Here is a 26,681-nt window from a genome sequence, read left to right on the forward strand (position 1 = left end):
ATGATTCAAATGCGCCTGAAATTACGCTACCCAGGCTTCACCCTGGACGTCGACCTGCAACTGCCGGGGCGTGGCGTCACTGCGCTTTACGGTCACTCAGGCTCCGGCAAGACCACTTGCCTGCGCTGCATTGCCGGCCTGGAACGGGCCGATCAAGGCTTTATCCAGGTCAACGATGAAGTCTGGCAAGACAGCGAAAACGAGCTCTTCGTCGCGCCGCACAAACGCGCGCTCGGCTACGTGTTCCAGGAAGCCAGCCTGTTTCCTCATCTGTCGGTGCTGGCCAACCTGCAGTTCGGCCTCAAGCGCATTCCCAAGTCGCAACGTCGGGTCGACATGGCCCACGCCACCGAGTTGCTGGGCATCAGCCATCTGCTGGACCGACACCCGCAACACCTTTCGGGTGGTGAGCGACAGCGCGTCGGCATGGCCCGCGCGCTGCTCACCAGCCCGAGATTGCTGTTGATGGACGAGCCTCTGGCCGCGCTGGATACCCAGCGCAAAAGTGAAATCCTGCCGTACTTACAACGTCTGCACGACGAACTCGACATCCCGGTGCTGTACGTCAGCCACTCCCAGGATGAGGTCGCGCGGCTGGCCGACCATATCGTGTTGCTGAGCAACGGCAAGGCACTGGCCAGCGGCCCGACCGGCCAGACCCTGGCGCGCCTCGACTTGCCGCTGGCGATGGGGGATGACGCCGGTGTGGTGATCGAAGGTCGCGTGAGCGCCTATGACGCCGACTATCAACTGCTCAGCCTGCAATTGCCCGACACCACTCTGAACATCCGTGTGCCTCACACACCGATGGATACGGGTCAGACACTGCGCTGCAAGGTCCAGGCGCGGGATGTGAGCCTGAGCCTGCACAGTGCCGAGCAAAGCAGCATTCTCAATCGCTTGCCGGTTACTGTGGTCAGCGAAATGAATGCCGACAACGCCGCCCATGTGCTGATTCGCCTGGACGCCGCAGGCTCGCCGCTGCTGGCACGGATCACGCGTTATTCCCGCGACCAATTGAACGTCCATTCTGGTCAGCAACTCTGGGCACAAATCAAAGCGGTCGCGGTGCTCGCGTAAATCCGGCGGCACCTGAGCCGACGAATTGACCTGCCTATTTTTTGCACGATCACCAATGGCTTCTATAGTTGATCTGTACACGAATCAGCGGCGGAGACGCCATGGAAGACATTTTCGTCGTGAAGCGTTGCAACAGGATCATCATCCATGGCCGCCGTGCGGGCGAATATGACCACCTGCCACCGGATGCCGCGGTCTGGTACCGCATCGCCGATACCCGAACCCAAGGCTTCATCGGAGACGGCTACGATATTGAAGAAGACGCCCAGCGCATTTGCCGGCAGTTGAACGCCAAATCACAAGTGACAGCCCGACAAAGTTGACGGCCTGTTACCATTTTTTAATGGGTCTATACTGAATGGGTTGAAGGATCAGCGACCCCAACGGCAGATAGCTCGCTCCTGGCGGGCTTTTTGCTGCCACACCCAGGTTTCTTGAACGGAGGTGTCACCCATGTCCGAAAAAGAGTCCATCACCACCCTGCTCACCTTGCTGGACTCCCGTCAGGCCCGCTTGGCCGCGGCCTGCAAGGAAATTGCCGACTGGGTCGATCATCAAGGCGGACACCCCACCGCCCTCAGAATTCGTGATCGCCTGAACGACATCGAGAAGGACACGCCGCTGATTCGGCACACGCTGTCGTCACTCAAACCTGTCGACCCGCCTCTGCCCAGGTTCAGATGATCCGTCACGGATTTGCGGTGCGAGGACAGGCCTGACTAGCCGCACGAACGGTGACGTTGACGTCGCCGTGTGTCTGGCTGCCTGATTGACTTTTATCCGCTTCCACGACCCGGCCTGGTGCCGGGATTTTTGTTGCACAAAACCAATCAACTAGTGCGAGGGCTCAATCGGGCACGGGTTCCATAATCTCGCGCAGGGACATACGCTTGAACGCCTCGACCAGTGCTCGCCCTTCCTCGGGTGCACAAGTGACCGCCAGGCGAATGGTCGCCTCACCCAGGTGCCAGATCAAAAACGCCGATTCCTGAACCTGCTGTACATCGATATCGGGATATACGCGAAGCATGGCCTGGGACAGCAGTGCTCCGGCCACCCGGCTCTCCTCCAGCTCCAGTCGCAACAACTGCTTGTCGGCCTGCATGCCGGACCAGATGTCACGCATCACCGGTGTCGCCATCACGATCTCATAATACAGATCGAGCAACTGCGAATAGGCTACCTGCAAGCCCTGGGCATCCTCGACAGCCTCCATCGACTGCGTAATGCAACGACGACTTTCAGCGTTGTAGCGTTCGGCCAGCGTGCGGATGACGGAACTCTTGTCGGGGAAATACTGATAAAGGGAACCGATCGAAATCCCGGAATGCTCGGCAATTTCACTCATCTTGAGTTGGTCGCAGCCCTTGTCCGCAATCAATTGAGTCGCCACGGTCAGAATCAGCTCTTGACGCTCGCGGCTGCGTTGTTGTGTGGGATTGCGTCGAACCGCTTGCGCAGCAGGCTGTTCGAGGGTTTCAGAGGGCTTTTTGCGCACGAGCGAATTCCCGATCAATAACGTGATATGTACTCACCTTAGCATCGCCGCTCGCCGCGCCCAATAACGGATGCCACACGTCGGGGAATTCGATCCGCTGGGTTGACGACAAAACATGAGCATCTATCATCTTTTAAACGTGAGTATCACTCACATTAACCGATGGAGATGAACGCGATGAAAACCGATCAACCAATCACACTGGTCCTTGGCGCCACGGGCAAAACCGGGCGGCGAATCACCCAACGACTCGAGGCTGCCGGCTTGGCCGTTCGCCGAGGCTCCCGTGACGCGAATCCCCCTTTCGACTGGGAAGATCGGTCAACCTGGGACGCGGCGATAGATGGCGCTCATGCGGTCTACATTTCCTTCCAACCTGATCTCGCCGTTCCAGGCGCCCTTGAAACCATTCAGGCGTTCACCGACCTGGCAATGAAAAGCAGAGTCCGCAAACTGGTTTTGTTATCCGGGCGCGGAGAGATCGAAGCGGAACAGGCCGAGCGTGTCGTACAAAACAGCGGGATTGACTGGACGATTCTGCGGGCCAGTTGGTTCTGCCAGAATTTCAGCGAAGCGCACTTTCTTGAACCCATTCTGCAAGGCGAACTCGCACTCCCCGTCGGCAATATCGCCGAACCCTTTGTCGATGCAGAAGACATTGCCGAATGTGCCGTCGCCGCACTGACCCAACCCGGACACACCAACCAGCTCTATGAATTGACCGGCCCTCGGGCGCTGACCTTTGCCGAAGCCGTGACCGAGATCGCCCGCTCCACCCGTCGCAACATCGAATTCGTGGCCGTACCAGCGGATGCCTATCGACAAGCATTGGAACAGGAACAACTTCCCGCGGAGTTGATCGATCTGGTGCTGTACCTGTTCACGTCTGTGCTCGATGGCCGCAACACGCCCGTGACCGATGGCGTACAACGGGCACTGGGTCGGCCGGCACGCGACTTTAGCGACTACGTACAGCGCACTGGCGCTACGGGCATCTGGGGAAATGGAAGTCCGACGTAAAGCAGTGGCGAGAAGCAGCTTCGTCGACTAGGGTATTTTGCGTATCGAACTGCGGCGCCTTTATTGGCAGGAGCCTGATCGAGGAGGAACCCATGTCACCCAATCGTAGTGCTGAACAAACCTATCGCCAATGGTCCAGCCCGATCCTGTTGGAACTCAAGGAGCGAGAACATCAAATGGACCCGTCAGACCGCCAGGCTTTGGAAAACGTACTGCTGGAAAGAAGACTGATCGATACCGGCAACCCGACCGGCAGCGATCGCCGCAAGGCAGACCCGGCGTCCTGAAAAGCATCAGGCAATCACGATCAAGACCGATGTAATGAAGCAGAAACAAACAAGGGTTTGTACAGCATTCGCTCGCAAACCCTTGGTTTCAGATAATGCAGGGCAACGGAATCGATGGCTTTGCCGCGTTAAAACCACCCACTGCGCTCGTCTTCCAGCTCCTGGCGGCACTGCTTGAGTTGAGCGCTGTAAATCTCCGACTGCTTTTGCACTTTCTGGGCAACCTGCATCAGCCAGGGTTTATTGCGATAGGTATTGCCGCTATAGCCCCCACGCCCTTCGTGGTAAGCCAGGTACTGATTGTAGGTGTCCCATTTGGAGATCCCCAACTGACGCTGGGTGCCAGTGGTGTACCAGCCGATAAACATGATCGCGTCGTCGAAGCTGTCACGCGAACCACCGTTGCCAGTATCGCCTCTGTACTCGCCCCACACCGGATCTTGAGCCTGCGCATAACCGTAAGCCGAGCTGACCCGCCCCCAAGGGATCACCCAAAGCAGATAGTCACGAGGCGGCAATGCATCTGCCACGTAGCTGCTTTCCTGCTTCATGATCGCCATGGCCACATGCAGAGGCGTCCCATATTCACTCTGCATTTGCAGCGAGTCCTCGTACCAATCGGGATACTCACGGTAAATACTGCAGAGGTTGCCTTGATCTTTGGGTGGCATAGTCGTGCAACCTGTCAAAAACACAACCAACAAAGCCAACAGCAAAACCTGTCTTTGTTTCATCCAGCACCCTCAAAAAAAAATAAAGGCATGAAGTGCCCTCCGATTACTGCAAGGAGCCTGAGTCGGGCAGTTGCAGGCAAAAACTTCAGAAGACATCGACCTTGACCGCGTCACCCTTGTTGAGAGACTGCTTTGTAAGTCCCTATTGCAAAGCCAGGCCCTGCAAGGACTTCATGCCTGAGGTGATTCTTTTTGCGTGGGCATGGCCGGGTAGTCAGTTCGGATGCGTAACGTGATGAACTGGAGCATAGGCTGGTTTTGGCGAAGTAAAGAAAAAGGGCCTGCACGAGGTATCTCACACAAGCCCTTGATATTCATGGCGAAGCCGGGGTCGAACCGGCACGCCCTTATGAGGACTATGCTCGCAGGTCTTGAAAACCGTCGATTGTAATAGGTCCATTCGAATCCCATCGCCTACTTCATCTTTATACAACAAAGCTCTGATTATCCAGGGCTTTGTCGTTTCTGTGGTTTGGCTTTTCTTCCAACCTCAAACCAATCGCTCGCCAGGAAACCCACTTGCAGTAAACCCAACACCAGTCGACGGCTTCACAAGGTGAACATTTTTTTGAGCCTCAACTTAGTGCGAGGTCAACCGCGGAAAGCGGAACTGGTGTTGAAGTGTCTGGACCTGGAGCTGGAGACGATCAATTTCGACCCTGCCGTCCCGCCCTGCGTCAACGCGGAGAACTGAAGGAGTAATAGGTGGGGATTGGGATGACAAAGTCCTTTTAGCTCGCCATGGAAAGACCACTTGTTTGATCGAAGTCAAATCGCCGCCTGCTTGGCGGTCTAGACTAGAACAACTTGGCACTAACAAGCCTGTGGAGCACGTCATGTACTGGTTCCGTCATCACTATCGCAATCTATTGCGACTCACCCTCGGAGTGTGGGTGTTAGCTGTGATCGTGACGGCATTTCACGGCTGCTTGGTGCAGCCAGAGCACAATCTGACTGCAACACACGCGACGCTCTCCACGCAGCAACAATTAGATGACCATGCCCTGCATGCCAGTGGCTGCCTCAAGCATTGTGAAGATGCACTGAAGGCGATCAGTCCCACATCGAACATCCCGACAGCAGACCTCGCCAGTTTGGCGCTTGCCTTGCTGTTACCCGCGATTTTGCTGCTTACCCTCACTCAACCCATCGTCTTCGCTGCACTTGCACTGAGGCGCCCCGCACCATCGGGGCCTCCAGCCCGCCTGATATTCGTCCGCGTCAACGATTAATCCGCCTCGCAGAGCAGCCACGCCGTGGCCGCTCTGCTTCATTGCGTCGATTTGGCGCGGCTTGGCAATTCCTACTTATTTCCAAGTACCTGGAGTTCAACATGCAAACACAAATGAAATTAGTTATTGCCGCAATTTTTGCCAGCAGCGCCTTCATGGCGAATGCCGAAGATGAGCATCACCCTGCCGATGTACCTGCCAGCACAACGGCTGCCATTGCACCGTCCGAGTCGGCAATGAACAAAACGATGAGCGAGCAAATGCAGAAAATGCAAGCTGCTCATGACAAAGCCGCTGCTGCGAAAAACCCGGGCGATCGGCAGGCAGCTATGCAGGAGGGTATGAAGACAATGAAGGAAAGCATGGCCATGATGAGTAAGCAGCATGATGCTGCGGGTTGTATGGGCATGGGCTCCGACATGGGGATGTCTGGCTCCAAGGACGGCATGGGTAAGGGAATGATGGGCATGATGATGCAAATGATGGATCAGCAGTCATCGATGATGGACATGCCAATGAAGAAGTGACGTTTGCTACTCACCAATGATCGCAGCGCTGGTGATGAGCAAGTGATCCAGGCGAAAGCGGTGTAAATGCAACGGCGACTTCCTCTTGGTCAGCATGACACCGCCGAACATTGAACCTGGATGACGTATTACCAGATAGCACTCTCACAGGAGTACAGAACCATGATGAATTCACCACATCAAGCTAACAACGCTCCACCATTATGGCGGAGCAAGACCGGCATAGTGCTGGGCATGTTACTGGTGATCGCGCTGTTCTATCTGGCCAGAGAACATTACGGCCATATGCTGGGCCTACTGCCGTATTTGATTTTGCTGTTATGCCCACTGATGCATATTTTCGGGCACCACCACGGTGGTCACGGTCATAACGGAGCGACCTCAGACTCCGTAAAGGATGCGGACAGGAGGTAGCGCATGCAAAGCCCCGAGCGTGACCAGGAGCACAACCCAATACGGCAACTTGAGCCCCAGGCCGTCGGTACCCATGACCCGGTCTGTGGCATGGCCGTCAGTAACGATAGCCAGTTCAGCACGCAATTTGAGGGGCAAACCTATCGGTTCTGCAGCCAGAAATGCCAAACGACCTTCAGGGCAGAGCCCGAGCACTATCGAATATCTCCGACTGAAACCGAACAAATCCATCAGGCACCAGCAGAACCGTTAACGACTACCACTGAATACACCTGCCCCATGCATCCGGAAATCCGCCAGATCGGCCCCGGTACCTGCCCCAAGTGCGGTATGACCCTGGAGCCGGTGTTACCCGAGATAGAGGAAGAAGAGAACCCCGAACTCAAGGACTTCACCCGGCGCTTCTGGTGGACATTACCACTGACCGTGATCGTCACCGTGCTGGCCATGGGGGGGCATGCGCTGATGCTGTTCCACGGCACTACGCAAAACTGGGTCGAGCTAGGACTGGCAACACCCGTCGTGCTTTGGGCTGGCTGGCCGTTTTATGTGCGTGGGGTACGTTCGGTGACTCAGCGCAGTCCGAACATGTGGACACTGATCGGCCTCGGTACTGCAGCAGCCTTTTTTTACAGCGTTGTGGCCACCCTGGCCCCCGGCGCATTCCCCAGCAATTTCATGATGGACGGCCGCATCGGCGTTTACTTTGAGGCTGCGGCAGTGATCATCTCACTGACCCTGCTCGGCCAAATGCTCGAACTCAAAGCTCGTTCGCAAACCTCTGTTGCCATCAAGTCGCTGCTCGGTCTGGCACCCAAAACTGCCCGACGAATCAACGCCGACGGCACGGAAGAAGACATCCCACTGACACACGTACACAGTGGCGACACGTTACGCGTGCGACCCGGTGAAAAAGTACCTGTCGATGGCCTGGTACTCAAAGGCGAAAGTGCAGTGGACGAGTCGATGCTCACCGGTGAGCCCATACCGATCATGAAGAGGCCTGGTGATGCATTGATCGGCGCAACGCTCAATACCCACAGCAGCCTGGTGATGCAGGCACAGAAGATAGGGTCGGCCACCTTGCTCGCGCAAATTGTACAGATGGTTGTACAGGCACAACGCTCAAAAGCGCCGATGCAACGCCTGGCAGATGTGATTGCCGGTTACTTCGTGATTGTGGTGATTACTATCGCCGCGCTGACTCTACTTGGCTGGGGGGTATGGGGCCCCGAGCCAAGCTGGGTGTTCGGACTGATCAACGCCGTCGCGGTAATGATCATCGCCTGCCCTTGCGCCCTTGGCCTGGCAACACCGATGTCGGTCATGGTCGCCACCGGCAAGGCTGCTGGCAGCGGCATTTTGTTTCGCGATGCCGCCGCCATTGAAAACCTGTGCAAGATAGACACCTTGATCGTCGACAAGACTGGCACCCTCACCGAAGGGCGGCCAGCGTTCCATAGCGTCGAGGCTGTACCTGGATTCACTCGGAATGAAGTGCTGCGCCTGGCCGCGAGTCTCGATCAGGGCAGCGAGCACCCGTTGGCCCACGCTATCACCGAACAGGCACGCGCCGCTGGCCTGACACTAAGCCCACCTGAAACCTTCGAGTCGGCCTCCGGTATTGGTGTGAGCGGTCAGGTCGAGGGTCGCCACCTGAAGTTGGGCAATACCGCGCTGATGCAGGAGGCCGGCGTCGTCACCGAGAGCTTGCAAGCTCATGCCGAGAAGTTACGCAGTGATGGCACAAGCATCATGTACTTGGCCGTCAATGGCGTTCTGGCGGGTTTGCTGGCTGTTGCCGACCCCCTCAAACCCACTTCGAAGCTGGCAGTCGAGCGTCTACAGGCGGATGGCGTCAAGGTCATCATGGCTACGGGTGATGGTCTTACCACTGCGCGCTCGGTAGCTGGTCAGTTAGGTATTGAGGAAGTGCATGGCGAGGTCAAACCGCAAGACAAAGAACGCTTGGTCGCGTCTTTGCAACAGGCCGGACACTGCGTGGCGATGGCTGGAGACGGCATCAATGATGCTCCCGCTCTGGCTCGTGCTGACGTGGGTATCGCCATGGGCACGGGCACCGACGTGGCGATGAACAGCGCCCAGGTCACCCTGGTCAAGGGCGATCTGCTCGGTATCCTGCGTGCTCGCAGCCTGTCAGTAGCAACGGTGAAAAACATGCACCAGAACCTGACTTTCGCCTTCCTTTACAACGCCATGGGTATCCCGCTGGCTGCGGGTTTGCTCTACCCGCTTACCAGTCACCTTCTGTCACCACTGATTGCCGCACTGGCCATGAGCGTGAGTTCGGCGTCGGTGATATTCAACGCATTGCGTGTGAGCCATGCATCCATTGATTGAGTGAAAACAACCACTTGACCTTGCCATGGCAGCAAGGTTGAGGATAAGCCAAAGTCGCAGAAAAGCCTCATGTGTCAGTCTTTCCATGATCAACTTTGTTGTGAGGAGTCACCAATGAGAATTGTTGAACTGCAAGTCCAAGGCATGAGCTGTGGTTCGTGTGTCAAACACGTCACCGAAGCACTGCGCCCACTTGAAGGTGTCAGTGGCGTCGAAGTGGATCTACGAGCTGGACGGGTGAAGGTCAGCGGTGATTCGGATAGCTACGCGCTGCTTACAGCCCTGCAAGACGCGGGCTATCCAGCACAGCTGGGGACACTGGAAAGCGTAGCGAGTGAGAAAACCTCAGGTTGTGGCGGGAACGGCGGCGGTTGCTGCTGTCGATCCGCTCAACGCGGCTGATCGTTACCGAGGATGCCACACCAATGTCGGTGGCGATGTTGCGGGGGAAGGCTTGAATTGGCCAGAGAAGCAACCGGGGTTGCAAAATCCGAGTTCCAGATGTGCGATTTACGCGCGAAAGCCGGCACAGACAAGGCGGAGTCAAGCGGCGTTGAGCGCCAGCAGGTTCGTCTGCTCGGCAACCCAATTGCAGGGCGCCCGCGCTTGCCTGTGATGTCGCTATAGAACTAGGCCACTTGCACCTCCAGTTGTGCTCAGGACACCCGTTGTTGAAGGTCCGCCAGGAAGCGATCTTGGTGAGTCTGCTTTTTCTTGCCGGTGTATTTGAGTTTGGATAAGTTTTTCTACATGGCGCGTAACAAGACACACGGACAGGGTGACTGGTTGACGGTGAGCGGCTAGCTTTCTCTTTAGCGTCGCCACAAGTAAAACAAATAGCGTATATAAACATTCATTTGATATTTCAAATTCATCCAAAGGTGGCAAATTTATCGGGGCGAAAATTTTGAGCAAGACTATAATAAAAAGGTTAAATGCGTACGAATGATAGCTGCTGGGCGGATGCATTAGAAGTAATAGGGATTTATATGTGTGGATAATTTCCGAGATTGCTGGTTAATAATATTTTTCCTGTGATGATTTGGTGTAGTGGTGAGGATTTTATATGAACGCCCTGTTGAAAGAGCTGCACACCTATCATCATGAGGTGGCTATCAAAATCACTCAGATCAAAGGATTGCTGGGGAGGGTTAGGCATGAATCCGCTGGCGTCGATGACTGCAAGCTGTTGTTTAAGCTGCTGGAAGCCTTGCATGGTGATGCAGAGCTACACCACCATGAAAATGAAGAGCTTATTCGGCGGGCCTTGCTAGCGACTGAGGCACCGATCCACCAACGGGTCAAGGATATCGAGCGAGATCATCAAGCATTTGCGCGCATTGCCGGACAGCTCAAGATGTTGGAGGACTCAACTCAGGAGGTGAAAGTAATCGCTGACACTATCGATGACTTCATCAAGAAATACTACGATCATATGGATACCGAGGAGAATATTTTCTTTCCGGTGGCAGATAAGTGGTTGTCAGACATCCAGTGGCAGGAAATAAAGCGTCAATGGCATTAATCGGAGCTTTGATCGCCCAACTTAAAAACCAGACGGCTACTTGATACTCGATCTGACAAAATTATTGGGTGAGTGCCTAATGATACGCCACTGGCTTGCAGGATTACTTGTATAGAATTACAAGCGAGATGAATTGGCAGCCTTACAACCACACATTTGCCAGACGTGGAACAAGCGTTTCGGCTAATCATATTATTTCAGTTATAGATCTCCAGCCTGCCACGGAGAATCCGGTCAAACTGTAACTGCGACCGTGCAGTGCTGCTGCATGTGCCAAACAAATGCAGATACGCTACAACTCATAGAACTCCAGGGTCTTCAAAGAAGTGAGCGAATGTGGATGAGACACAATCTCTGCGTCGTCAGGCTGGTTCAGTTCGCATCCGCTTCGCTCATCATGCTGGTCACCGGTGCAGTGGCAGAGGATCTCGAACCCAGGTCCTACGCCAATACACCGGTCGGTATCAATTTCCTGCTCATAGGCTACAGCGATCTCCATGGCAACGTGACGGCCAACCCCTCGATCCCGCTCGAAGATGCCAAGCTCAACATCAAGACTGTCATGTTTGCCTTTGCCAGATCCCTGGACGTCTGGGGCCGCTCGGGGAAGTTCGATATCGTCGTGCCCGAGGCAAAATTGACCGGCTCAGCCGTGCTTGCCGGTGAACCCAAGGAGCGTGAAGTCACGGGGTTGATCGATCCAAGATTTCGCTTCTCGGTCAACTTGTATGGCGCCCCGGCGATGTCCCTGGCTGAGTTCCCCAGCTACCAACAGGATGTAATTATCGGGGCCAGCCTGGCGATCACGGCGCCACTCGGCCAATACGACGACAACAGGCTGATAAATCTCGGCAACAATCGCTGGTCATTCAAGCCCGAACTCGGGATTTCCAAACGTGTAGGCCAAGTGACCCTGGAATTATCCGGCGCGGGAACCTTTTTCACCGACAATGACGAGTTACTCGGCGACCACGTGCTTTCCCAGGACCCGATTTACCAGATGCAGGGGCATCTTATCTACGCCTTCAGCAATGGCGTCTGGGTTTCTCTGGATGCAACCTACTTCGCTGGCGGCAGCAGCTCAGTCGATGGAGTCAGTAACCACGACTTTCAGGAAAACACCCGCTACGGATGCACCCTCACGCTGCCGTTAAACCGCAATCATTCGATAAAACTGAATGCGAGCAATGGCGGACATACCCGCACGGGCAGCGAATACGATGTTGTTGGCATGGCTTGGCAGTATCGCTTCGGCGCAGGGCTTTGAAACATAGGATTTGCGCTACGTTGCAACCATGCGTTCGTGGGACATTTGTCCGATGCTGGTTGCTTACCAATGCCCGGAGATGGCTCAGACAAATCGAGCGTCACTTGGCCTGATGCGACGGATAAATACCGGCAAGCCGCGCTATCACGACCCCCACATAAAAGACGCCTGAAAATTCTTCCACCATCACCAGTGAGCGGGCGTGGTTGGTCAACGGGATAACATCCCCGTAACCGGTGGTCGTGAGCGTCGTGAAGCTGAAATACATCAGTTTGAAGAAAGTGCCGTGTTGTCTGAAATCGAAGTTGCCAGGGCCGAATGAGCCAGCGGCGGAAATCTCGACCAGGGCATAGATGAAGGACCAAACGAAGGCCAGCATGATGTAGCCCGCAAGCGCGCCATGCAGCTTGTCGGCTGTAATTGGCCCGCGCTTGAGAAGGTAGCGAAGCACTCCGCTGAACGAAACCGCAAGAGACGCCGCATAGGTTATCCCGGCAAGTTCAAGCGTCGCGATACTCTCGGCCCACAAGGCCGCCCATTGCAGGCCAATTCCAAGCAACGCCAGGCACAGTTTGAGGATGAACCCCGACCGGGTCTGCCGGGTGGCGAAAGCACCCACGAGCAGCACGGCCGAAAACAGAATGCCGAGCAATATGCGAGCAATCAGACCCTCCTCAAGAAAGGGAAACAGAAGGATCAACCCTAGCAAGAGCAGCAACAGATAGGTGCAGGGCCCCAGCCCTATCACCATCTGAGCTAAATCCGCGTCGGATTCGCCTTTATCTTGCGGATTTGTCATATCGGTTTCCCTGATGCCGAATTAACGCTCGATACCTGGCGTTGCACGGGTGAATTCTGATCTTGCTTCAGAATAGTTGGCAGTGAAACTCTAGTCGCGAATACCTTTAAGAGGATTCAACCTGACAGGCAGCTATAGGATTGTGGATTCAACCGTGTCGATCCGGTACCGCAGCGCACACAGGTTTGGCGTGAATCCGGTGCCCATTCGGGTAACCGGTAGTGCCTGAGGTTGCATGCGCGTCGTAATGCAAACTGCCAATAGGGGATCCGCGGCACGTTGAAAAATCATCTTACGGTGTGATTTTTTGGAGAATCGCAATGCGTTGGAATCTGCTCGTTATTGCCCTGCTCATGACGGGCACAGCCAACGCGGCTGATAGCGCCAGCTGTTACGCCATTCAATCGGCAGATGCCCGGGCGTACTGTCGCGCCAAAGCCCATAGCAATTCCTCTGGTTGCTACTCGATCCAATCCAGCGATATGCGCCCGCAGTGCCTCGCAGAAGTTCGGAGGTGAGCACCATTATTGAAATCCGGGCCAACCTTGAGTATGCGTCTGGGCATCACACCTTGCGTAGCTAAACGGGCACACGACACTAACGTTGATACCGTGATTCATCGCAATGGCAGCCACGGAAACACCAGGCTGCTGGCACTCGTGGACGACTTGGGCTTTGAAGGATTTTGAATAGGACTTACGTTCACGCATGGCGATCCTGACATTAAGGGTAATTGCGTCCGCTTAAAATTACGCGGACACAATCACCCTTATTGGCCGAGGTCGGAAGGTGTGTTCGCCGGCCCCTTACTTTGAGTCATCAGATGAACATGGTCAAACTCCCCACTCATCGTACATCTGGTATAAATCGTGCCACTAAATGTAAGTATGGATCGCTATTATCGACAGCACTCTGCACAAGGTGACCTCACTGCGTAGGCAGGCCTCCCCTGATACTGCAAACTGTAATAACCCGTTACCAGCCCAGTTGCTTGTTAAAACCGAGGGCGTCGTAGTAGTCATGCTGCGTGAGAATTTTGCCGTTCTTGAGATGTATGAAACTAACACCCTTAAAGCTGAGGGGGCGCTGAGTGGCTGGGGTCTCCGCACTCCAGGGGCCGGTATTGGTGCCATTGAACTCCCACTCAAAGGCAATGTTCTCTCCATTGACAATCGGCTCGCCGAACATTTTCCATTGCAGATCCGGCACCGCCTGCATGAACACCTGAATTACTTGGGACTTGGCGTTTTCGCGGCCAACCTGAGGTGTGCCCACCGAGGCGTCGAGAAACTCGACGTTATCAGAAAAGTACTCGGCCGCCGCATCCGCATTGTGGGCATTCCAAGCCTTCATATAGTCATGGATTACGCTGAGGGTATCGTTTTGGCCTGCCGCAAAACTTGCATGACTGGCCAGAACCAGAAACAGCCCGAACAGTAGTGAGTGGATTCGAGACGTCATAGCCTTCAACCTTATTGTTAGAAGATCAGTTTGCCTGCCACGCTTAGCGGCAGGCATTGATGTCAATTAGCGGTTTTTCCAAGCATCCGAAGCTGGGGCCTTGCCCTTTTCATAGGGACGAAACAGGGTCATGTATAGGACACCGACAAGGATGACGATGGCACCGACAAGTGCGATGCCGTAGTTCACATACCAAGGCGCATCCGGGGTACGCGGCCAGGACATATTGATGATCGCGAACATGCCGTAGCAAAGGGCAGCGATGTTCACTATCCAACCCCAACGCCCCATGGAGAACTGGCCCTTGGGTTTCCACCCACGGATACGGGCGTACAGCGCACCGCCAACAATCATCTGGAACGCTAGGTATATACCGATGGCGGCAAAACTCACTACCAGCGCAATAGCGTTCTGAAGGTAGAAGCCTACGCACACAATGATCGCGGGCAGCACGCCACACACCACCAAGGCTGCAGTCGGGACGTGTGTCGTAGGCGAGAGTTTTTTCAGCACATTACTGCCCATGAGCATTTCGTCTCGAGCATAGGCATAGAGCAGACGACTGGCGGATGCCTGCAAACTCAGCACGCAGGAAACGAACGAAACCGTAATGACCGCCATGACTACCCGAGAACCCACAGGACCGAACGCGCTGCCGAATATGGTCGACATAGGGTCTTTGTCTTGCCCGGAAATGACCGCCGCCATATCTGGAACTGCAAGGATCAACGCCAGGGCCGCAAAGATCGAGGCGGCGCCGCCGATCCAGATAGTCATCCGCATCGCCTTTGGAACTTGACGGCTAGGATTGGGGGTTTCCTCGGCAACATCGCCGCAAGCTTCAAAGCCGTAGTAGAGAAACATACCCGCCAATGAGGCCGTGAGAAACGCAGGCCAATAGGCCCCATCAATGGAAATATCAAAAGTATTGAACAATACGCTCAAAGGCTGGTGGCGCTCGAAGATCAGCAGGTATCCACCGATCAACAAAGCCCCGACTAGTTCGCAGAGAAAACCGAACATCGCCACCCGCGCCAATAGCTTGGTACCACTGAGATTCAAGACCGTCGCCGTCGCCGTCAAAAATAGCGCGACCAACGTGTTAGTTACCGGCGACGACTCGAAACCTAGAAGGTTTGCGATGTAGGGGCCAGCCCCCAGCGCGACGGCGGCAATGGTGACACATAGGGAGATGGCATAAATCCACCCGACCATCCATGCCCACTTCTTGCCAACCAGACGACGGGCCCAAGGATAGACGCCGCCGGAAATCGGGTATTGAGATACCACTTCGCAAAAAATCAGACACACCAGCATCTGGCCGAACCCCACCAGCAGGTAGGACCAGAACATTGGTGGCCCGCCGGCGGCCAAGCACAGGCCGAACAAGGTGTAGACCCCTACTACCGGGGACAGATAGGTGAATCCAAGGGCAAAGTTCTGCCACAGACTCATACTACGTTCGAAATTTGAGGTGTACCCAAGGGCGCGGAGTTGCTCCGCGTCTTGATCTACAGCTACCTTGGCGCTAATTGAGCTGTTCATTGCAACATCCTTCAAAAAGGAATTTGTTTTAATAGGCGTTGATCGGACTGTGCCATCCCATCCGTTACGCGATTAACCAGAGTTGATTCAGAGTTGTATCCAGGTGGCCTTGATCTCCGTGTACTTATCAAAGGCATGCAGAGATTTGTCACGGCCATTGCCGGACTGTTTAAAGCCGCCGAACGGCGCCATCATGTCACCGCCGTCATAGAGGTTGACCCAAACACTGCCAGCACGAAGTGCGCGAGAAATGTTGTGGGCTCGAGACAGGTCAGACGTCCAGACAGCTGCGGCCAGACCGTAAGGGGTGTCATTGGCGATGCGTACCGCATCCTCTGCTTGGTCGAATTCGATGACTGACAGTACGGGACCGAATATCTCTTCCTGAGCGATTTTCATCGAATTGCTGACGTTGTCGAACAGGGTTGGCTCTATGTAACTGCCACCGGTTTCTACCCGTGCCACGCGTCCCCCGAGCAAGAGCCGCGCGCCTTGCGCTTTACCCTCTTCGATGTACTGCATCACCCCATCCAGATGACGGCCGTCAACCATAGCGCCGACGTTGGTATCAGGGTCGAGAGGATGCCCCGGCTTCCAGCCCTTCATGGCCTCGACAACCATCGGTACAAAACGCTCTTTGATCGATGCCTGCACCAGCAAACGTGAACCGGCAGTGCAAACCTCACCTTGGTTGAAGGCGATGGCTGCCGCTGCTGCTTCGGCCGCCACTTGCAGATCGGGGGCATCAGCAAACACGATGTTGGGGCTTTTGCCGCCGGCCTCGAGCCAGACTCGCTTCATATTCGACTCACCCGCATAAACCAGTAATTGCTTGGCCACTTGGGTCGACCCGGTAAACGCCAAAGTATCAACATCACCGTGCAGGGCCAGCGCCTTGCCCACGGTGTGGCCATAACCCGGCAGAACATTGAGCACACCCGCAGGAAGACCCGCCTCCAGAGCAAGCTGTGCGATGCGGATAGCCGTCAGCGGAGAACGCTCCGAGGGTTTGAGGACAACCGAGTTACCGGCAGCCAGCGCCGGCCCCAACTTCCAAGACGCCATCATCAGTGGGAAATTCCACGGCACGATAGTCGCAACCACCCCAACCGGCTCCCGGGTAACCAGCCCGAGCTGATCAACCGAGGTCGCTGCCACCTCATCGTAGATTTTGTCTATTGCCTCACCGCACCAACGGATACTGTCAATGCTCCCCGGGAGGTCGACCGACAGCGAATCGGAAATCGGCTTGCCCATGTCCAATGTTTCCAGCAGAGCCAGCTCTTCGGCGTGGGCCTGCAACAATTCGGAAAAACGCACCATCACTGCCTTGCGCATTGCAGGTGCTTGGCGTGACCAGATACCGGACTCGAACACCGACCGGGCACTGGCCACCGCCAAATTCGCATCTGCCACATCGCAACTAGCGACCAAGGCAAGCACACGCCCGTCAATAGGACTTATGCACTCGAAGGTTGCACCTGAACTGGCCGACACATATTTGCCATTGATGAAGGCTCGCCCTTCAATGCTCAGCGCCTTGGCTCTGGCTTCCCACTCTGATCGGGTCAACTGACTCATGGTTAAAACTGCTCCTGGGTTCGGATGGATGCGATCTCAAATCGCCTTAAACATATGGAACCATATCTTTTAGTCCGTGAGAACCCCAGAAAAGCGAATAGGAGGTGATTTTTTTGACTTCTTATGCGTTGAAACTCTAGAATCACCACACGAATACGCACAAAAACAATATTAAATATGAAATAGAATTTTAAAAGAAACGCACATCCGGACGCGCTTGACGCTACATCGGACTATTGCCACAGGCGTAAAACGGCGCCGCCCATGAATGAATCAACCATGAGCCCTACTTCAAGCCTCATACGCCTTAACCAGGAAGGTAAAACGGAGTCTGTTACCCGTCGCCTGATAGAAATGATCGATCTGGGGTTGTTCACAGAAGGCGAACAGCTCCCCAATGAAAGTGCCCTGGCCACCCAACTCGGCGTCGCCACGGTTACGCTGCGGGACGCGCTTGCGGTCTTGCGCGAGCGCGGGGTCATCGAAACCCGGCGCGGACGCAGCGGCGGGAGCTTCATCTGCGCCGCGCCGCAAACCTCAGATCAGTCCCTGTTCGATCAACTACGTGAATTCAGCACGCTTGAACTGCGTGACCTCGCCGATGAACACGCTGCCATTTCAGGCGCCGCCGCCCGACTGGCGGCTCAGCGCACCGGGCCTGAGCAACATGCAAGATTGAGCAGCCTTGTCGACGCCCTGGCCAACGCTCATGAGCGGCGAGAGCGCCGCCGAGCAGACGCCAGATTCCATATCGAAATAGCCGTGGCAGCGCAGTCTGTGCGCCTGACTCACAGCGAAGCGCGCTTGCAGGCGGAACTTGGGGAACTGTTATGGCTGCCGTTTGCCGGTCAACCGGATCCACAGGCCATCGAACGGGAACATAGAGCTATTCTGGAAGCCATCGTAGCGAACGACGCCAATCTGGCCGGCGCACTGGCAGAAGCACATGTAACACGAGGCGTTCGCCGCCTAAGCACCCTACGACTACAACAAATGGCAGAAGGCGACTCATGAATGGAACGAAACTTGCTGAACTACTCGCTCGCTATGCAGCCCGGCGTTGTATACCCCGTCGACTGCAGGCACCGCATTGTCTTCTCTGAGTCATGAGGTAGAGCCATGGCTAACGAAATGTCAGCAAACGAGTTGTCCCAATGTGCCACGTTGATCAACGCTTCCATTAGTAACGTATTCAAGGGGCTCAACGATATGAGCGCCCAAGTATTGAGCATTTGGGAACATCAGTGTTGCAACACGAAGCACCCCAGCCAAGGCGACCTCAAGCCATTGCTGCCGATAATCCGGCAGATCCTGAACTCGGAGAGCCTCAAGTTTCATGGCGCCGGAGTTGTCTTCGCTCCTGGTGAGCTGGAAGATCGCGAGATGCATCTGGAGTGGTGGTGCCGAACCCAAAAAGAAGAGATTCAGCCTCTGACACTGAATTTTAATAGCCGTAGCGACCGCTTTTACGATTACCTGCACATGCCTTGGTACACTCGCCCCCAGCAAACCCGGCAACCCTCCATAGATGGCCCGTTTGTGGATTTGTACGGCACGGAGCAGTACATCGTTGCCTTCTCGGTTCCTATCTTTTTCGCAGATCGCTTCATTGGTGTGGCCGCTGCCGATATTTCTCTGCACTCCTTGGAACCCTTGCTGGTGCGCAGCCTCATGCGGGTCAGTAACGAGGCGTTGTTGCTCAATGCCGAAGGTAGAGTGCTGGCGGCTAACACACCGAGTTGGCTGGCCGGTGATTTGATCCGAGGCACCCTGAGCCTGGACAAAGAACAGGGTCGCGTCCTGAGCCTTATCGACACATCGTCATATTGGAGCGTCGTGGAGCGGCCTGTCCCAAGGTTTTGATCAAGACTCCATCTTGGTTTGAAGTACCAAAGTTCAACCCATGCGCTGCAGGAAGAGTCCCGTTGAATGAAAGCTCCTGCTATGGATGGCAGGAGGTCGCCATGCACTCCGCTACCCAAAGCGCCCCCCATTTTGGCCGCCTGTTCCATCAGGCAATTGCACAAGAGCCATCTCATTCGAGTTGGCAAAGCTGTGCTCTCTCGCCGCAGCATTGGTAGAGCACCACCTGTAGAAGGAGCCGCAGATGGTCGCGCAGCCACTGGGGTTCTTCACGAAGTCCGTGAGCGACCGAAACAAGCACTTTGACGTTTCATGCCACACGCTTTCCTGCCTGCCGGGTCTGTCGGGCCTGACTAAAACCCGCGTCGCGGTCAGATCACTTTCGAAGAATGGAGCCAGAGGGGTGCACTCAAGTCGAGGCCGCTGTAGAGGAGATGAACACAGCTTTTGACCTGGAGGTTAGCCAGCATTGCCTGAAAACGCGGTAGGTCTACAACCTATCTACGTGCTCATCAAATATGGCCGAGAAATGACCAATCGGGTGCGAGTCGACGAGACCAATCGACTGCATCACGACAAACCAGCCAGCCCTATAGGTTATCAAGCAAGCCCGTTGGTTACTGCTGCGCAATCCAGAGAACCTGAAGAAGCCGGAACAACAGGTTCATCTAGGGGCATTATGAGCAGAGTTCGTTGGCCGATGCACACCGGTCAATTAGAAGGAATAAATATCGAATCATGGTCATCAAGCGAATGGCGTACGGCTACCGGGACAGCAATTCTTTTTCATGAAGTTCAAGAACGTCTTTCCCGGAAATCCGTGAAGTACCATTTTTTTACCCGCGAAACAAAGGTGGTGGCGCGACCAGTACCTGGGCCGCGCCGATGATCAATACATCTTTATGACGCCGAGATGCACTATCAGGAGTTGTGCGTGTAGCCTTCCCACTGATGCCACAGGCTTTGATTGACACCCAGGCCGAACCAGCGGTCTGTGTCGTCGAGTGCGCGGCTGAAAATATCGACCACGAGCTTTATTTCTTCTTTCGTGGAAATCAACGGCGGACAGAATGCGATCGAGTCTCCCATCGCCCTTGTGATCATGCCGTACTCCTGCGCACGTCCCGCCAGGTAGCGCCCCAACTTCCCAACCGTATCCAGCGGCTCCTTTGTCCGACGATCCGCAACGAGCTCCACAGCAGCGATCAATCCACAGCCCCTAACCTCCCCTACCAACGGATGATCCGCAAATTGAGCCAGTCCGGCTTGAAGTTGTTCGCCCAACTCGCAGGCGTGCTCGACAAGCTGCTCTTCTTGAATGATCTTTATGTTTTCCAGCGCAACTGCGGTCGCAACCGGGTGGCCGCTGCCGGTGAAGCCATGACCCAGAGTACCGAAGGTGTGGCTCTGATCGGCGATCCCCTCGAAGACCTTATCGTTGATCAGGACTGCCGCGATCGGTTGATACGAAGAGGATAGTTGCTTGGAAACTACCATGACATCCGGCTTGATGCCGAAGGTTTCGCAGCCAAACATCTTGCCGGTTCGACCGAAGCCGCAAATGACTTCATCCGCGACGACCAGCACATCATATTTGCGGCACACTGCTTGAACCTTGTCCCAATATGTGCGCGGAGGCACGATCACGCCGCCCGCCCCCATCAGCGGTTCGCCGTAAAAAGCGGCTACGGTTTCCGGGCCCTCCCGGAGGATGACATTTTCCAGTTCGGCTGCCAGGCGATCAGCAAATTGTTCCTCGGTCTCGCCAGGTTTGGCATTGCGATAGTGGTGCGGACAGGCAACGTGAAAAAAGCCGGGCAACGGCACATCAAAACCACGTTGATTCACCTGCAGCCCGGTCAAACTGGCGCTGACAGCAGTAATGCCGTGATACGCATTGTGACGGCTGATGAACTTCTTTTTGCCAGGCTTGCCGATGGCATTGTTGCGATACCAGATCATCTTGACGACGGTGTCGTTGGCTTCAGAGCCTGAGTTAGTGAAGAACACCTTGCTCATCGGCACCGGGGCGATTTCGATCAGCTTCTCGGCCAATTCGATACTGGGCGTGTGAGCCTTGTGGCTGAAGAGGTGATAAAAGGGCAGTTTGCGTAGCTGTTGCTCTGCCGCCTTGATCAGGCGCTCATTACTGAAGCCAAGCGCCACACTCCAAAGACCCGACATCGCTTCGAGATAACGCTTGCCTTGGTTGTCATAGACGTAAACGCCTTCGCCACGTTCAATGATCAGCGGGCCTACTTCCTGGTGCAGCCGCGCATCCGTGTAGGGGTGCAGTTGATGCTGAACATCCTTTTCGGCGAGCGAAAGATACGAGCGATTCATGTTAAGGAACTCCGGGGAATGGCGGCCATATGGCGTTGTTACAGGCTTTGGTGGGTGTTCATCTCCACCCCTCTTGACGCTTGATGAATGTCCGCCGTGATCACACGCCGATACAGAGGTATTTGATTTCCAGGTAGTCCTCAATGCCGTACTTGGAGCCTTCACGACCCAAACCCGAGGCCTTGATGCCACCGAACGGTGCGACTTCGTTGGAGATGATCCCGGTGTTGACGCCGACAATGCCGTATTCCAGCGCTTCGCCCACACGGAACACCCGGCTCAAGTCGCGAGCATAAAAGTAGGACGCCAGACCGAATTCGGTATCGTTGGCCATGGCGATCACATCGGCTTCATCCTTGAAGCGGAACAGCGGTGCCAGCGGACCGAAAGTTTCTTCCTTGGCAACGGCGGCGTTGCGCGGAACATCAACCAGCACGGTCGGCTCAAAGAAGGTCCCGCCCAGGGCATGCGGCTTGCCGCCGGCAACCACGCGAGCGCCTTTGCTCACAGCGTCTTCAATGTGCTCCTGAACCTTGGCCATGGCTTTGGCGTCGATCAGGGGGCCGGTGGTGATGCCATTTTCCAGGCCATTACCGATGTTCAACTTGGCCACGGCCGAGGTGAGCTTGTCGACGAAGGCGTCGTAGATGCCGTCCTGGATATACAGGCGGTTGGCGCAGACGCAGGTCTGGCCGTTGTTGCGGTACTTGGAGATCAGCGCGCCCTCGACGGCCGCATCCAGGTCGGCGTCATCGAAGACGATGAAGGGTGCATTGCCGCCCAGTTCCAGCGACACCTTCTTGATGTCCTTGGCGCACTCGATCATCAGCTGGCGGCCGATTTCGGTGGAGCCGGTGAAGGTCAGCTTGCGCACGAGCGGGTTACCGGTCAGCTCGCTGCCGACTTCGCCGGCACTGCCGGTGACCACGCTGAACACGCCTTTCGGAATGCCGGCGCGCTCGGCCAGTTCGGCCAGCGCCAAGGCGGAGTAGGGAGTCTGCGAGGCAGGCTTGAGAACCATGGTGCAGCCGGCGGCCAGGGCCGGACCGGCCTTGCGGGTGATCATCGCCGAAGGGAAGTTCCACGGGGTGATGGCCGCGGTAACACCGATCGGCTGCTTGAGTACCATCAGACGCTTGTCGACCTGGTGACCGGGGATCATGTCGCCATACACCCGCTTGGCCTCTTCGCCGAACCACTCCAGAAAAGAAGCGGCATAAGCGATTTCGCCACGGGACTCGGTCAGTGGCTTGCCTTGCTCCAGGGTCATCAGGCGGGCCAGGTCTTCCTGGTTGGCCATCATCAGGTCGAACCACTTGCGAAGCTTGTTGGCGCGCTCCTTGGCGGTCAGGGCGCGCCAGGCCGGTAGCGCCTTGTCGGCGGCTTCAATGGCACGACGGGTTTCAGTCGCCCCCATCTTCGGCACGCTGCCGATTATTTCACCGGTGGCCGGGTTGTTGACCTTGAGGGTCTGGCCACTGTCAGCATCTGCCCAGGCACCGTCGATATAGGCTTGTTGGCGGAACAGTTTCGGATCGTTGAGTTGCACGCGAAATTCCTCGTTAGCGGGTTGCGCCGGAAGCCGCCATCGGGGCGGTCCGAGTGGAGTTGGCGGGTTTGACAAAACTGACACCGGCACTTGCTAGCTGCTCACGGACCTTGTCGACGATGTATGCGCCGATCGGGATGGCGGAGGTCGCTGCAGGCGACGGGGCGTTGCAGACGCTGACGCTACGGGCGGTGTTGACGAACAGGAAATCGTCGATCAACTTGCCGTCAAGCGAGACCGCTTGGGCGCGCACACCGGCCGGGTAGGCGGTGAGGTCGCTCTTGTTGATGCTCGGGCAGTACTTCTGCACTTCCTTCAGGTAGCCGCCCTTGAACAGTGAGTTTTTCATCTCGATCAGACCGGGGCGCAGGTTCTTCATCAGCACCTTCAGAATGCCCGGGGTGGTCAGGGTTTCGAACATGTCCGACAGCGAAAAATCGGTCTTGCGATAGCCTTCGCGCTTCATCGCCAGCACTGCGTTGGGGCCGACAGTGACGGTGCCGTCGATCATGCGGGTCAGGTGCACGCCGAGAAATGGCATGGACGGATCCGGGATCGGATAGATCAGGTGGTTGACGATCTGATTATGCTGTTTGGGCAGCAGGTAATACTCGCCGCGGAACGGGCAGATGATGAAGTTGGGCTTGATCCCGAGCATGCGCACCACGCGGTCAGCCATCAGGCCCGAGCAGGTGATCAGGAAGCGCCCGTGGTGTTCCAGGGTGTCGGTGCGGACCACAACTTCATCGGGACGCTCGTCGATGGCGACGACTTCGCTGTTGTAGCGGATTTCACCACCGGCGGCTTCGAATTCGCGGCCCATGGCTGCGGTAACCTCGGCATAGTTCACGATGCCGCTCGACGGCACGAAGATACCGCCCAGGCCGACGATGTTCGGCTCGCGCTCGCGCAACTCGGCGGCCGACAGCCATCCACGCCTCAGACCGTTGGCTTCGGTGCGGTCCCACAGCGCGCTCATGCGCTGCATTTCCAGCTCGTTGGTGGCCACCAGCAGCTTGCCGCACTCGTCGTAACGGATGCCGTGCTTGTCGCAGAAGGCCTTGGTGGCCTTGTTGCCTTCCAGGCAGAAGCGCGCCTTCAAACTGCCCGGGGTGTAGTAGACGCCGGCATGGATTACGCCACTGTTGTGGCCGGTCTGGTGCTTGGCCGGGCCGGACTCTTTCTCCAGCAGGAGGATTTTTGCGTCCGGGTAAACCTGAGCCAGTTGCATGGCCGTGGACATGCCCACAATGCCGCCACCGATGATGATGAAGTCGTACGCAGCCATTAGCTTGCACCCACCTGAATTACGTTCTTGTTGGAAGCACGACAAGGGCCACATGAGGTGGCCCTCGTCACTTCGGCGTTTGGCAAACCTTACTGGCCGCGCTGGTACATGGTTTTTTGGTAGCTGATATAACCGCGCTGACGCATCAGCTCACGACGCAGGCCCGGGTGGGCGGTGAAGCGGTCACGACCGTGCAGCCAGAACATGTTGTTGACGAGCACAAAGCTGCCGACCGGCACCGGTATCGAAACCTTCTTCTGGCTGCCTTCCAGGGACTCGCTCATGGCGGTCAGCCAGATGCCTTCCTCGAAGTCCTTGGGCTGCACGAACTGGTCGATATAGCGCATGGTCGGGCGGCCTTCGGCGTCGTTGTCGAACACCGCGTGGAACACGTCTTCACGCACGTTCTTGCTCGGTGGCGCGGTGAAGCGCATTTCACGGCGGGCCAGCGGGTGCGTGTAGTAGTGGTGCAGGTCTTCCCAATCGTCCAGGTGCAGCAGCAGGGTGTTGCCGCCTTCCATGTTCTGCTCGTCGATCTTCATCATCAGCACGTAGTCGGTACGTTCCTGAACGAAGGTGCCGTCGTTGTGCAGTTCCATGACCCGGTGTGGCTGGCGCAGGTAACTGTCGGAATTGTCGGTGTTGACCACTGCAAAGCGCGCGTAGAACTGTCCGCTCATGGCATCGAAGTTGGAGCGACCGATCAGGTGTGCGACGGCCGAGGAGAACTTGACCATGTCATCGGCGTGGGTCACGTCATTCAAACCTTCAGGCGTGATCAGCATGCCGCCGGTGGCGCGGTCCAGAATGGTGTTGACCAACACCGGGCGCAGGGTGCCCTCGCACAGCTCGTCAAGGATCTGACCGACCCGGAAACGCAGGAACGACTTGTACTCCAGGGCCTGGACCGGCCATTGCGCCACCGCCGTGACGAATGCGTCGACGGTTTCCTTGGCGAATTTCAGCTCAAGCAGACGCGGCGACTGACTGGAAGGGGTAAGGATGAAGCCCTTAGTCTCCGCTGGGAGTGGCATCACAAGGTCCTGAATCTGAGTAAAGGCGTTCATGGCAGTTCCTGGGCAGAAGGTAGGGATTAGCCCTTCCAGCATTGATCTGGATCAGGCACAGGCCAAAAATATCGCCATATATTTATAATGTCTACATTTTTATTTACTATCGACAAAATACCACTTCGTCTTATGTTTTTCGCATGACAGATGTTTAGGTATGATTGGACCTTGTCGTTTTCAGGAGCAGTACCTTTGGATAGCCTCACCCCCAAGCAGAACTCTGCATTCAGCGGGTATGAGCGACTCAAACAGGACATCATTCGCGGGGTCTTCAAGCCCGGAGAGAAGCTCCTCATGAGCGGGCTCAAGGAGCGTTATGACTTGGGGGTTGGCCCGCTGCGAGAGGCGCTTTCGCAATTGGTGGCCGAACATCTGGTGGTGGTGATCAGCCAGAAGGGCTACCGGGTCGCGCCCATGTCGTTGAAAGAGATGCAGGACATCTACGATGCCCGCGCCAACCTCGAGGCGATGATCGTAGGTTTGGCCATTGAGCGCGGCGACGACGCCTGGGAGGCGCAGATCCTTGCCCAGTCCCATACCCTCTCGAAAGTCATGGATGTCAAAACCCGAGAGCAGGTCTTGGATGTCTGGGACGAACGGCACAAGGCCTTCCACACAGCTATCGCCACCGGTTGCGGCTCAAAACACCTGCTACAGGCGCGTGGCTATCTGTTTGACCAGGCCGAACGCTACCGCCACCTTTGGCTGACCCAGACGGTTTTCTCCGAAGAAGCCCTGGCGTTGAAGCGCAAGGAACATGCCGCGCTGGTTGAAGCTATTCTGGCCCGCGATGCGCCACGGGCCAGCACCATGATGCGCACTCACCTGATGACGCCAGTGCCGATCATCACCGAGATCATGCTGGCGCAAGGGATGGGCAGTGCCGCATGAGTTTGGGGTTGAACGGGGCGGCTAAAGCGAGCATACCCGCCCACTCTAGCTGAAGTATGCTTACTCATTGAGACCGCCCCTGATGAAGAAACAGCAGTTGGTTCGAGACCTTGCGGGCAAAACCCATTTCATGGGTCACCATGATCATGGTCCGACCTTCTTCTGCAAGCCCTTGGATGACTTTCTGCACTTCTCCCACACCTCAGGGTCCAGCGCCGATGTAGGCGAATCTGGGTGTCGGAATTACCCTCCTCCCCCGCATATTCTGCGACACACTTGACGCTAACAGCTTCACGATCGCAGCAATCCGATCACCATCGCTGACTTGGAAGGTATCGCCCCCGCA

27 protein-coding genes and 2 pseudogenes are annotated in these 26,681 nt (G+C 56.0%); 16 read left to right on the forward strand and 13 right to left on the reverse strand.

The features are described from left to right. From modC to ACM6IK_RS01635, 3 genes are all read left to right on the forward strand, one after another. Positions 1–1,080, forward strand: coding sequence for a molybdenum ABC transporter ATP-binding protein (gene modC, locus ACM6IK_RS01625; RefSeq protein WP_414872862.1), 1,080 nt, complete (start codon positions 1–3; stop codon positions 1,078–1,080). Between the two features lie 101 nt (positions 1,081–1,181). Next, a complete protein-coding gene (locus ACM6IK_RS01630) occupies positions 1,182–1,403 on the forward strand; it encodes a hypothetical protein (protein ID WP_414872863.1) in 222 nt (73 codons plus the stop codon). Between the two features lie 130 nt (positions 1,404–1,533). Then, positions 1,534–1,764 (forward strand): hypothetical protein, encoded by a 231-nt coding sequence (locus ACM6IK_RS01635; RefSeq protein WP_056724476.1) that lies wholly within the window; start codon positions 1,534–1,536, stop codon positions 1,762–1,764. Positions 1,765–1,927: 163 nt separating this feature from the next. On the opposite strand, the gene ACM6IK_RS01640 is transcribed toward ACM6IK_RS01635, so the two are convergent. Continuing rightward, positions 1,928–2,578 (reverse strand): TetR family transcriptional regulator, encoded by a 651-nt coding sequence (locus ACM6IK_RS01640; protein WP_414872864.1) that lies wholly within the window; start codon positions 2,576–2,578, stop codon positions 1,928–1,930. 177 nt (positions 2,579–2,755) lie between these two features. On the opposite strand from ACM6IK_RS01640, the gene ACM6IK_RS01645 reads away from it, so the two are divergent. Both ACM6IK_RS01645 and ACM6IK_RS01650 read left to right on the forward strand, forming a co-directional pair. Then, a complete protein-coding gene (locus ACM6IK_RS01645; protein ID WP_414872865.1) occupies positions 2,756–3,598 on the forward strand; it encodes an NAD(P)H-binding protein in 843 nt (280 codons plus the stop codon). Between the two features lie 92 nt (positions 3,599–3,690). Next, on the forward strand, positions 3,691–3,885 hold the full coding sequence (locus ACM6IK_RS01650; RefSeq protein WP_414872866.1) for a hypothetical protein: 195 nt from the start codon (positions 3,691–3,693) through the stop codon (positions 3,883–3,885). Positions 3,886–4,013: 128 nt separating this feature from the next. Here ACM6IK_RS01650 and ACM6IK_RS01655 read toward each other — a convergent pair whose 3' ends face one another. Next, the gene (locus tag ACM6IK_RS01655; RefSeq protein ID WP_414872867.1) at positions 4,014–4,619 is read right to left on the reverse strand and encodes a hypothetical protein; all 606 of its coding nucleotides are present in this window, start codon (positions 4,617–4,619) and stop codon (positions 4,014–4,016) included. An 836-nt stretch (positions 4,620–5,455) separates the two neighbouring features. On the opposite strand from ACM6IK_RS01655, the gene ACM6IK_RS01660 reads away from it, so the two are divergent. The 5 genes from ACM6IK_RS01660 to ACM6IK_RS01680 all read left to right on the forward strand — a co-directional run bounded on the left by ACM6IK_RS01660 (position 5,456) and on the right by ACM6IK_RS01680 (position 9,555). Continuing rightward, a complete protein-coding gene (locus tag ACM6IK_RS01660; RefSeq protein ID WP_414872868.1) occupies positions 5,456–5,851 on the forward strand; it encodes a hypothetical protein in 396 nt (131 codons plus the stop codon). Positions 5,852–5,952: 101 nt separating this feature from the next. Beyond that, on the forward strand, positions 5,953–6,378 hold the full coding sequence (locus ACM6IK_RS01665) for a hypothetical protein (RefSeq protein WP_414872869.1): 426 nt from the start codon (positions 5,953–5,955) through the stop codon (positions 6,376–6,378). Between the two features lie 162 nt (positions 6,379–6,540). Continuing rightward, positions 6,541–6,792 carry a DUF2933 domain-containing protein gene (locus ACM6IK_RS01670; protein WP_414872870.1) on the forward strand — a complete coding sequence of 84 codons (252 nt, stop codon included), beginning with the start codon at positions 6,541–6,543 and terminating at the stop codon, positions 6,790–6,792. A gap of 3 nt (positions 6,793–6,795) precedes the next feature. After that, positions 6,796–9,153, forward strand: coding sequence for a heavy metal translocating P-type ATPase (locus ACM6IK_RS01675; RefSeq protein ID WP_414872871.1), 2,358 nt, complete (start codon positions 6,796–6,798; stop codon positions 9,151–9,153). A 114-nt stretch (positions 9,154–9,267) separates the two neighbouring features. Next, positions 9,268–9,555: a heavy-metal-associated domain-containing protein gene (locus ACM6IK_RS01680; protein WP_414872872.1), complete on the forward strand. Its 288-nt coding sequence runs from the start codon at positions 9,268–9,270 to the stop codon at positions 9,553–9,555. Positions 9,556–9,785: 230 nt separating this feature from the next. On the opposite strand, the pseudogene ACM6IK_RS01685 reads toward ACM6IK_RS01680, so the two are convergent. Then, positions 9,786–9,899: pseudogene (locus ACM6IK_RS01685) on the reverse strand (IS5/IS1182 family transposase); the annotation flags it as partial. 320 nt (positions 9,900–10,219) lie between these two features. On the opposite strand from ACM6IK_RS01685, the gene ACM6IK_RS01690 reads away from it, so the two are divergent. Together ACM6IK_RS01690 and ACM6IK_RS01695 are read left to right on the forward strand one after the other, a co-directional pair. Continuing rightward, positions 10,220–10,678: a hemerythrin domain-containing protein gene (locus tag ACM6IK_RS01690; RefSeq protein WP_414872873.1), complete on the forward strand. Its 459-nt coding sequence runs from the start codon at positions 10,220–10,222 to the stop codon at positions 10,676–10,678. 340 nt (positions 10,679–11,018) lie between these two features. Continuing rightward, the gene (locus ACM6IK_RS01695; RefSeq protein ID WP_414872874.1) at positions 11,019–11,945 is read left to right on the forward strand and encodes a transporter; all 927 of its coding nucleotides are present in this window, start codon (positions 11,019–11,021) and stop codon (positions 11,943–11,945) included. Positions 11,946–12,045: 100 nt separating this feature from the next. Here ACM6IK_RS01695 and ACM6IK_RS01700 read toward each other — a convergent pair whose 3' ends face one another. From ACM6IK_RS01700 to ACM6IK_RS01720, 5 genes are all read right to left on the reverse strand, one after another. Then, positions 12,046–12,744 (reverse strand): potassium channel family protein, encoded by a 699-nt coding sequence (locus ACM6IK_RS01700; RefSeq protein ID WP_414872875.1) that lies wholly within the window; start codon positions 12,742–12,744, stop codon positions 12,046–12,048. A gap of 524 nt (positions 12,745–13,268) precedes the next feature. Next, positions 13,269–13,454 (reverse strand): transposase, encoded by a 186-nt coding sequence (locus ACM6IK_RS01705; RefSeq protein WP_414872876.1) that lies wholly within the window; start codon positions 13,452–13,454, stop codon positions 13,269–13,271. Positions 13,455–13,719: 265 nt separating this feature from the next. Then, positions 13,720–14,205: an ester cyclase gene (locus ACM6IK_RS01710; protein ID WP_414872877.1), complete on the reverse strand. Its 486-nt coding sequence runs from the start codon at positions 14,203–14,205 to the stop codon at positions 13,720–13,722. 66 nt (positions 14,206–14,271) lie between these two features. Continuing rightward, positions 14,272–15,750: an APC family permease gene (locus ACM6IK_RS01715; protein ID WP_414872878.1), complete on the reverse strand. Its 1,479-nt coding sequence runs from the start codon at positions 15,748–15,750 to the stop codon at positions 14,272–14,274. 87 nt (positions 15,751–15,837) lie between these two features. Beyond that, positions 15,838–17,331: an aldehyde dehydrogenase gene (locus tag ACM6IK_RS01720; protein WP_414872879.1), complete on the reverse strand. Its 1,494-nt coding sequence runs from the start codon at positions 17,329–17,331 to the stop codon at positions 15,838–15,840. Positions 17,332–17,610: 279 nt separating this feature from the next. Here ACM6IK_RS01720 and ACM6IK_RS01725 point away from each other — a divergent pair, with 279 nt between their 5' ends. The 3 genes from ACM6IK_RS01725 (at position 17,611) to ACM6IK_RS01735 (ending at position 20,083) form a co-directional block, all read left to right on the forward strand. Further along, a complete protein-coding gene (locus ACM6IK_RS01725) occupies positions 17,611–18,345 on the forward strand; it encodes a FadR/GntR family transcriptional regulator (RefSeq protein ID WP_414872890.1) in 735 nt (244 codons plus the stop codon). Positions 18,346–18,450: 105 nt separating this feature from the next. Continuing rightward, positions 18,451–19,194 carry a histidine kinase gene (locus ACM6IK_RS01730; protein ID WP_414872880.1) on the forward strand — a complete coding sequence of 248 codons (744 nt, stop codon included), beginning with the start codon at positions 18,451–18,453 and terminating at the stop codon, positions 19,192–19,194. Between the two features lie 469 nt (positions 19,195–19,663). Next, the gene (locus ACM6IK_RS01735) at positions 19,664–20,083 is read left to right on the forward strand and encodes a hypothetical protein (RefSeq protein WP_414872881.1); all 420 of its coding nucleotides are present in this window, start codon (positions 19,664–19,666) and stop codon (positions 20,081–20,083) included. 32 nt (positions 20,084–20,115) lie between these two features. Here the strand turns inward: ACM6IK_RS01735 and ACM6IK_RS01740 are convergent, their stop codons facing one another. The 4 genes from ACM6IK_RS01740 to glaH all read right to left on the reverse strand — a co-directional run bounded on the left by ACM6IK_RS01740 (position 20,116) and on the right by glaH (position 25,441). After that, complete coding sequence (locus ACM6IK_RS01740; protein ID WP_414872882.1) at positions 20,116–21,537, reverse strand: aspartate aminotransferase family protein; 1,422 nt, start codon at positions 21,535–21,537, stop codon at positions 20,116–20,118. Positions 21,538–21,637: 100 nt separating this feature from the next. Beyond that, positions 21,638–23,086: an NADP-dependent succinate-semialdehyde dehydrogenase gene (gene gabD, locus ACM6IK_RS01745; RefSeq protein ID WP_414872883.1), complete on the reverse strand. Its 1,449-nt coding sequence runs from the start codon at positions 23,084–23,086 to the stop codon at positions 21,638–21,640. Between the two features lie 13 nt (positions 23,087–23,099). Beyond that, a complete protein-coding gene (lhgO, locus tag ACM6IK_RS01750; RefSeq protein ID WP_223531558.1) occupies positions 23,100–24,374 on the reverse strand; it encodes an L-2-hydroxyglutarate oxidase in 1,275 nt (424 codons plus the stop codon). Positions 24,375–24,463: 89 nt separating this feature from the next. After that, positions 24,464–25,441, reverse strand: a complete 978-nt coding sequence (gene glaH / locus ACM6IK_RS01755; protein ID WP_414872884.1) for a glutarate dioxygenase GlaH — start codon at positions 25,439–25,441, stop codon at positions 24,464–24,466. A gap of 195 nt (positions 25,442–25,636) precedes the next feature. On the opposite strand from glaH, the gene csiR reads away from it, so the two are divergent. Further along, positions 25,637–26,335 (forward strand): DNA-binding transcriptional regulator CsiR, encoded by a 699-nt coding sequence (gene csiR / locus ACM6IK_RS01760; RefSeq protein ID WP_414872885.1) that lies wholly within the window; start codon positions 25,637–25,639, stop codon positions 26,333–26,335. Between the two features lie 76 nt (positions 26,336–26,411). Here csiR and ACM6IK_RS01765 read toward each other — a convergent pair. Then, positions 26,412–26,566: pseudogene (locus ACM6IK_RS01765) on the reverse strand (histidine/lysine/arginine/ornithine ABC transporter ATP-binding protein); the annotation flags it as partial. Positions 26,567–26,681 lie beyond the last annotated feature (115 nt).

Origin of the sequence: Pseudomonas sp. IT-196MI5, assembly GCF_949767415.1 — a bacterium.
In the GTDB taxonomy this organism is placed as follows: domain Bacteria; phylum Pseudomonadota; class Gammaproteobacteria; order Pseudomonadales; family Pseudomonadaceae; genus Aquipseudomonas.

What these genes read in the sequence shown, in the direction of transcription:
- modC (WP_414872862.1), top strand. Translation starts at nt 1, where the DNA reads ATGATTCAAATGCGCCTGAAATTACGCTACCCAGGCTTCACCCTGGAC.
- ACM6IK_RS01630 (WP_414872863.1), top strand. Translation starts at nt 1,182, where the DNA reads ATGGAAGACATTTTCGTCGTGAAGCGTTGCAACAGGATCATCATCCAT.
- ACM6IK_RS01635 (WP_056724476.1), top strand. Translation starts at nt 1,534, where the DNA reads ATGTCCGAAAAAGAGTCCATCACCACCCTGCTCACCTTGCTGGACTCC.
- ACM6IK_RS01645 (WP_414872865.1), top strand. Translation starts at nt 2,756, where the DNA reads ATGAAAACCGATCAACCAATCACACTGGTCCTTGGCGCCACGGGCAAA.
- ACM6IK_RS01650 (WP_414872866.1), top strand. Translation starts at nt 3,691, where the DNA reads ATGTCACCCAATCGTAGTGCTGAACAAACCTATCGCCAATGGTCCAGC.
- ACM6IK_RS01655 (WP_414872867.1), bottom strand. Translation starts at nt 4,619, where the DNA reads ATGAAACAAAGACAGGTTTTGCTGTTGGCTTTGTTGGTTGTGTTTTTG.
- ACM6IK_RS01660 (WP_414872868.1), top strand. Translation starts at nt 5,456, where the DNA reads ATGTACTGGTTCCGTCATCACTATCGCAATCTATTGCGACTCACCCTC.
- ACM6IK_RS01665 (WP_414872869.1), top strand. Translation starts at nt 5,953, where the DNA reads ATGCAAACACAAATGAAATTAGTTATTGCCGCAATTTTTGCCAGCAGC.
- ACM6IK_RS01670 (WP_414872870.1), top strand. Translation starts at nt 6,541, where the DNA reads ATGATGAATTCACCACATCAAGCTAACAACGCTCCACCATTATGGCGG.
- ACM6IK_RS01675 (WP_414872871.1), top strand. Translation starts at nt 6,796, where the DNA reads ATGCAAAGCCCCGAGCGTGACCAGGAGCACAACCCAATACGGCAACTT.
- ACM6IK_RS01680 (WP_414872872.1), top strand. Translation starts at nt 9,268, where the DNA reads ATGAGAATTGTTGAACTGCAAGTCCAAGGCATGAGCTGTGGTTCGTGT.
- ACM6IK_RS01690 (WP_414872873.1), top strand. Translation starts at nt 10,220, where the DNA reads ATGAACGCCCTGTTGAAAGAGCTGCACACCTATCATCATGAGGTGGCT.
- ACM6IK_RS01695 (WP_414872874.1), top strand. Translation starts at nt 11,019, where the DNA reads ATGAGACACAATCTCTGCGTCGTCAGGCTGGTTCAGTTCGCATCCGCT.
- ACM6IK_RS01700 (WP_414872875.1), bottom strand. Translation starts at nt 12,744, where the DNA reads ATGACAAATCCGCAAGATAAAGGCGAATCCGACGCGGATTTAGCTCAG.
- ACM6IK_RS01705 (WP_414872876.1), bottom strand. Translation starts at nt 13,454, where the DNA reads ATGCGTGAACGTAAGTCCTATTCAAAATCCTTCAAAGCCCAAGTCGTC.
- ACM6IK_RS01710 (WP_414872877.1), bottom strand. Translation starts at nt 14,205, where the DNA reads ATGACGTCTCGAATCCACTCACTACTGTTCGGGCTGTTTCTGGTTCTG.
- ACM6IK_RS01715 (WP_414872878.1), bottom strand. Translation starts at nt 15,750, where the DNA reads ATGAACAGCTCAATTAGCGCCAAGGTAGCTGTAGATCAAGACGCGGAG.
- ACM6IK_RS01720 (WP_414872879.1), bottom strand. Translation starts at nt 17,331, where the DNA reads ATGAGTCAGTTGACCCGATCAGAGTGGGAAGCCAGAGCCAAGGCGCTG.
- ACM6IK_RS01725 (WP_414872890.1), top strand. Translation starts at nt 17,611, where the DNA reads ATGAGCCCTACTTCAAGCCTCATACGCCTTAACCAGGAAGGTAAAACG.
- ACM6IK_RS01730 (WP_414872880.1), top strand. Translation starts at nt 18,451, where the DNA reads ATGGCTAACGAAATGTCAGCAAACGAGTTGTCCCAATGTGCCACGTTG.
- ACM6IK_RS01740 (WP_414872882.1), bottom strand. Translation starts at nt 21,537, where the DNA reads ATGAATCGCTCGTATCTTTCGCTCGCCGAAAAGGATGTTCAGCATCAA.
- lhgO (WP_223531558.1), bottom strand. Translation starts at nt 24,374, where the DNA reads ATGGCTGCGTACGACTTCATCATCATCGGTGGCGGCATTGTGGGCATG.
- glaH (WP_414872884.1), bottom strand. Translation starts at nt 25,441, where the DNA reads ATGAACGCCTTTACTCAGATTCAGGACCTTGTGATGCCACTCCCAGCG.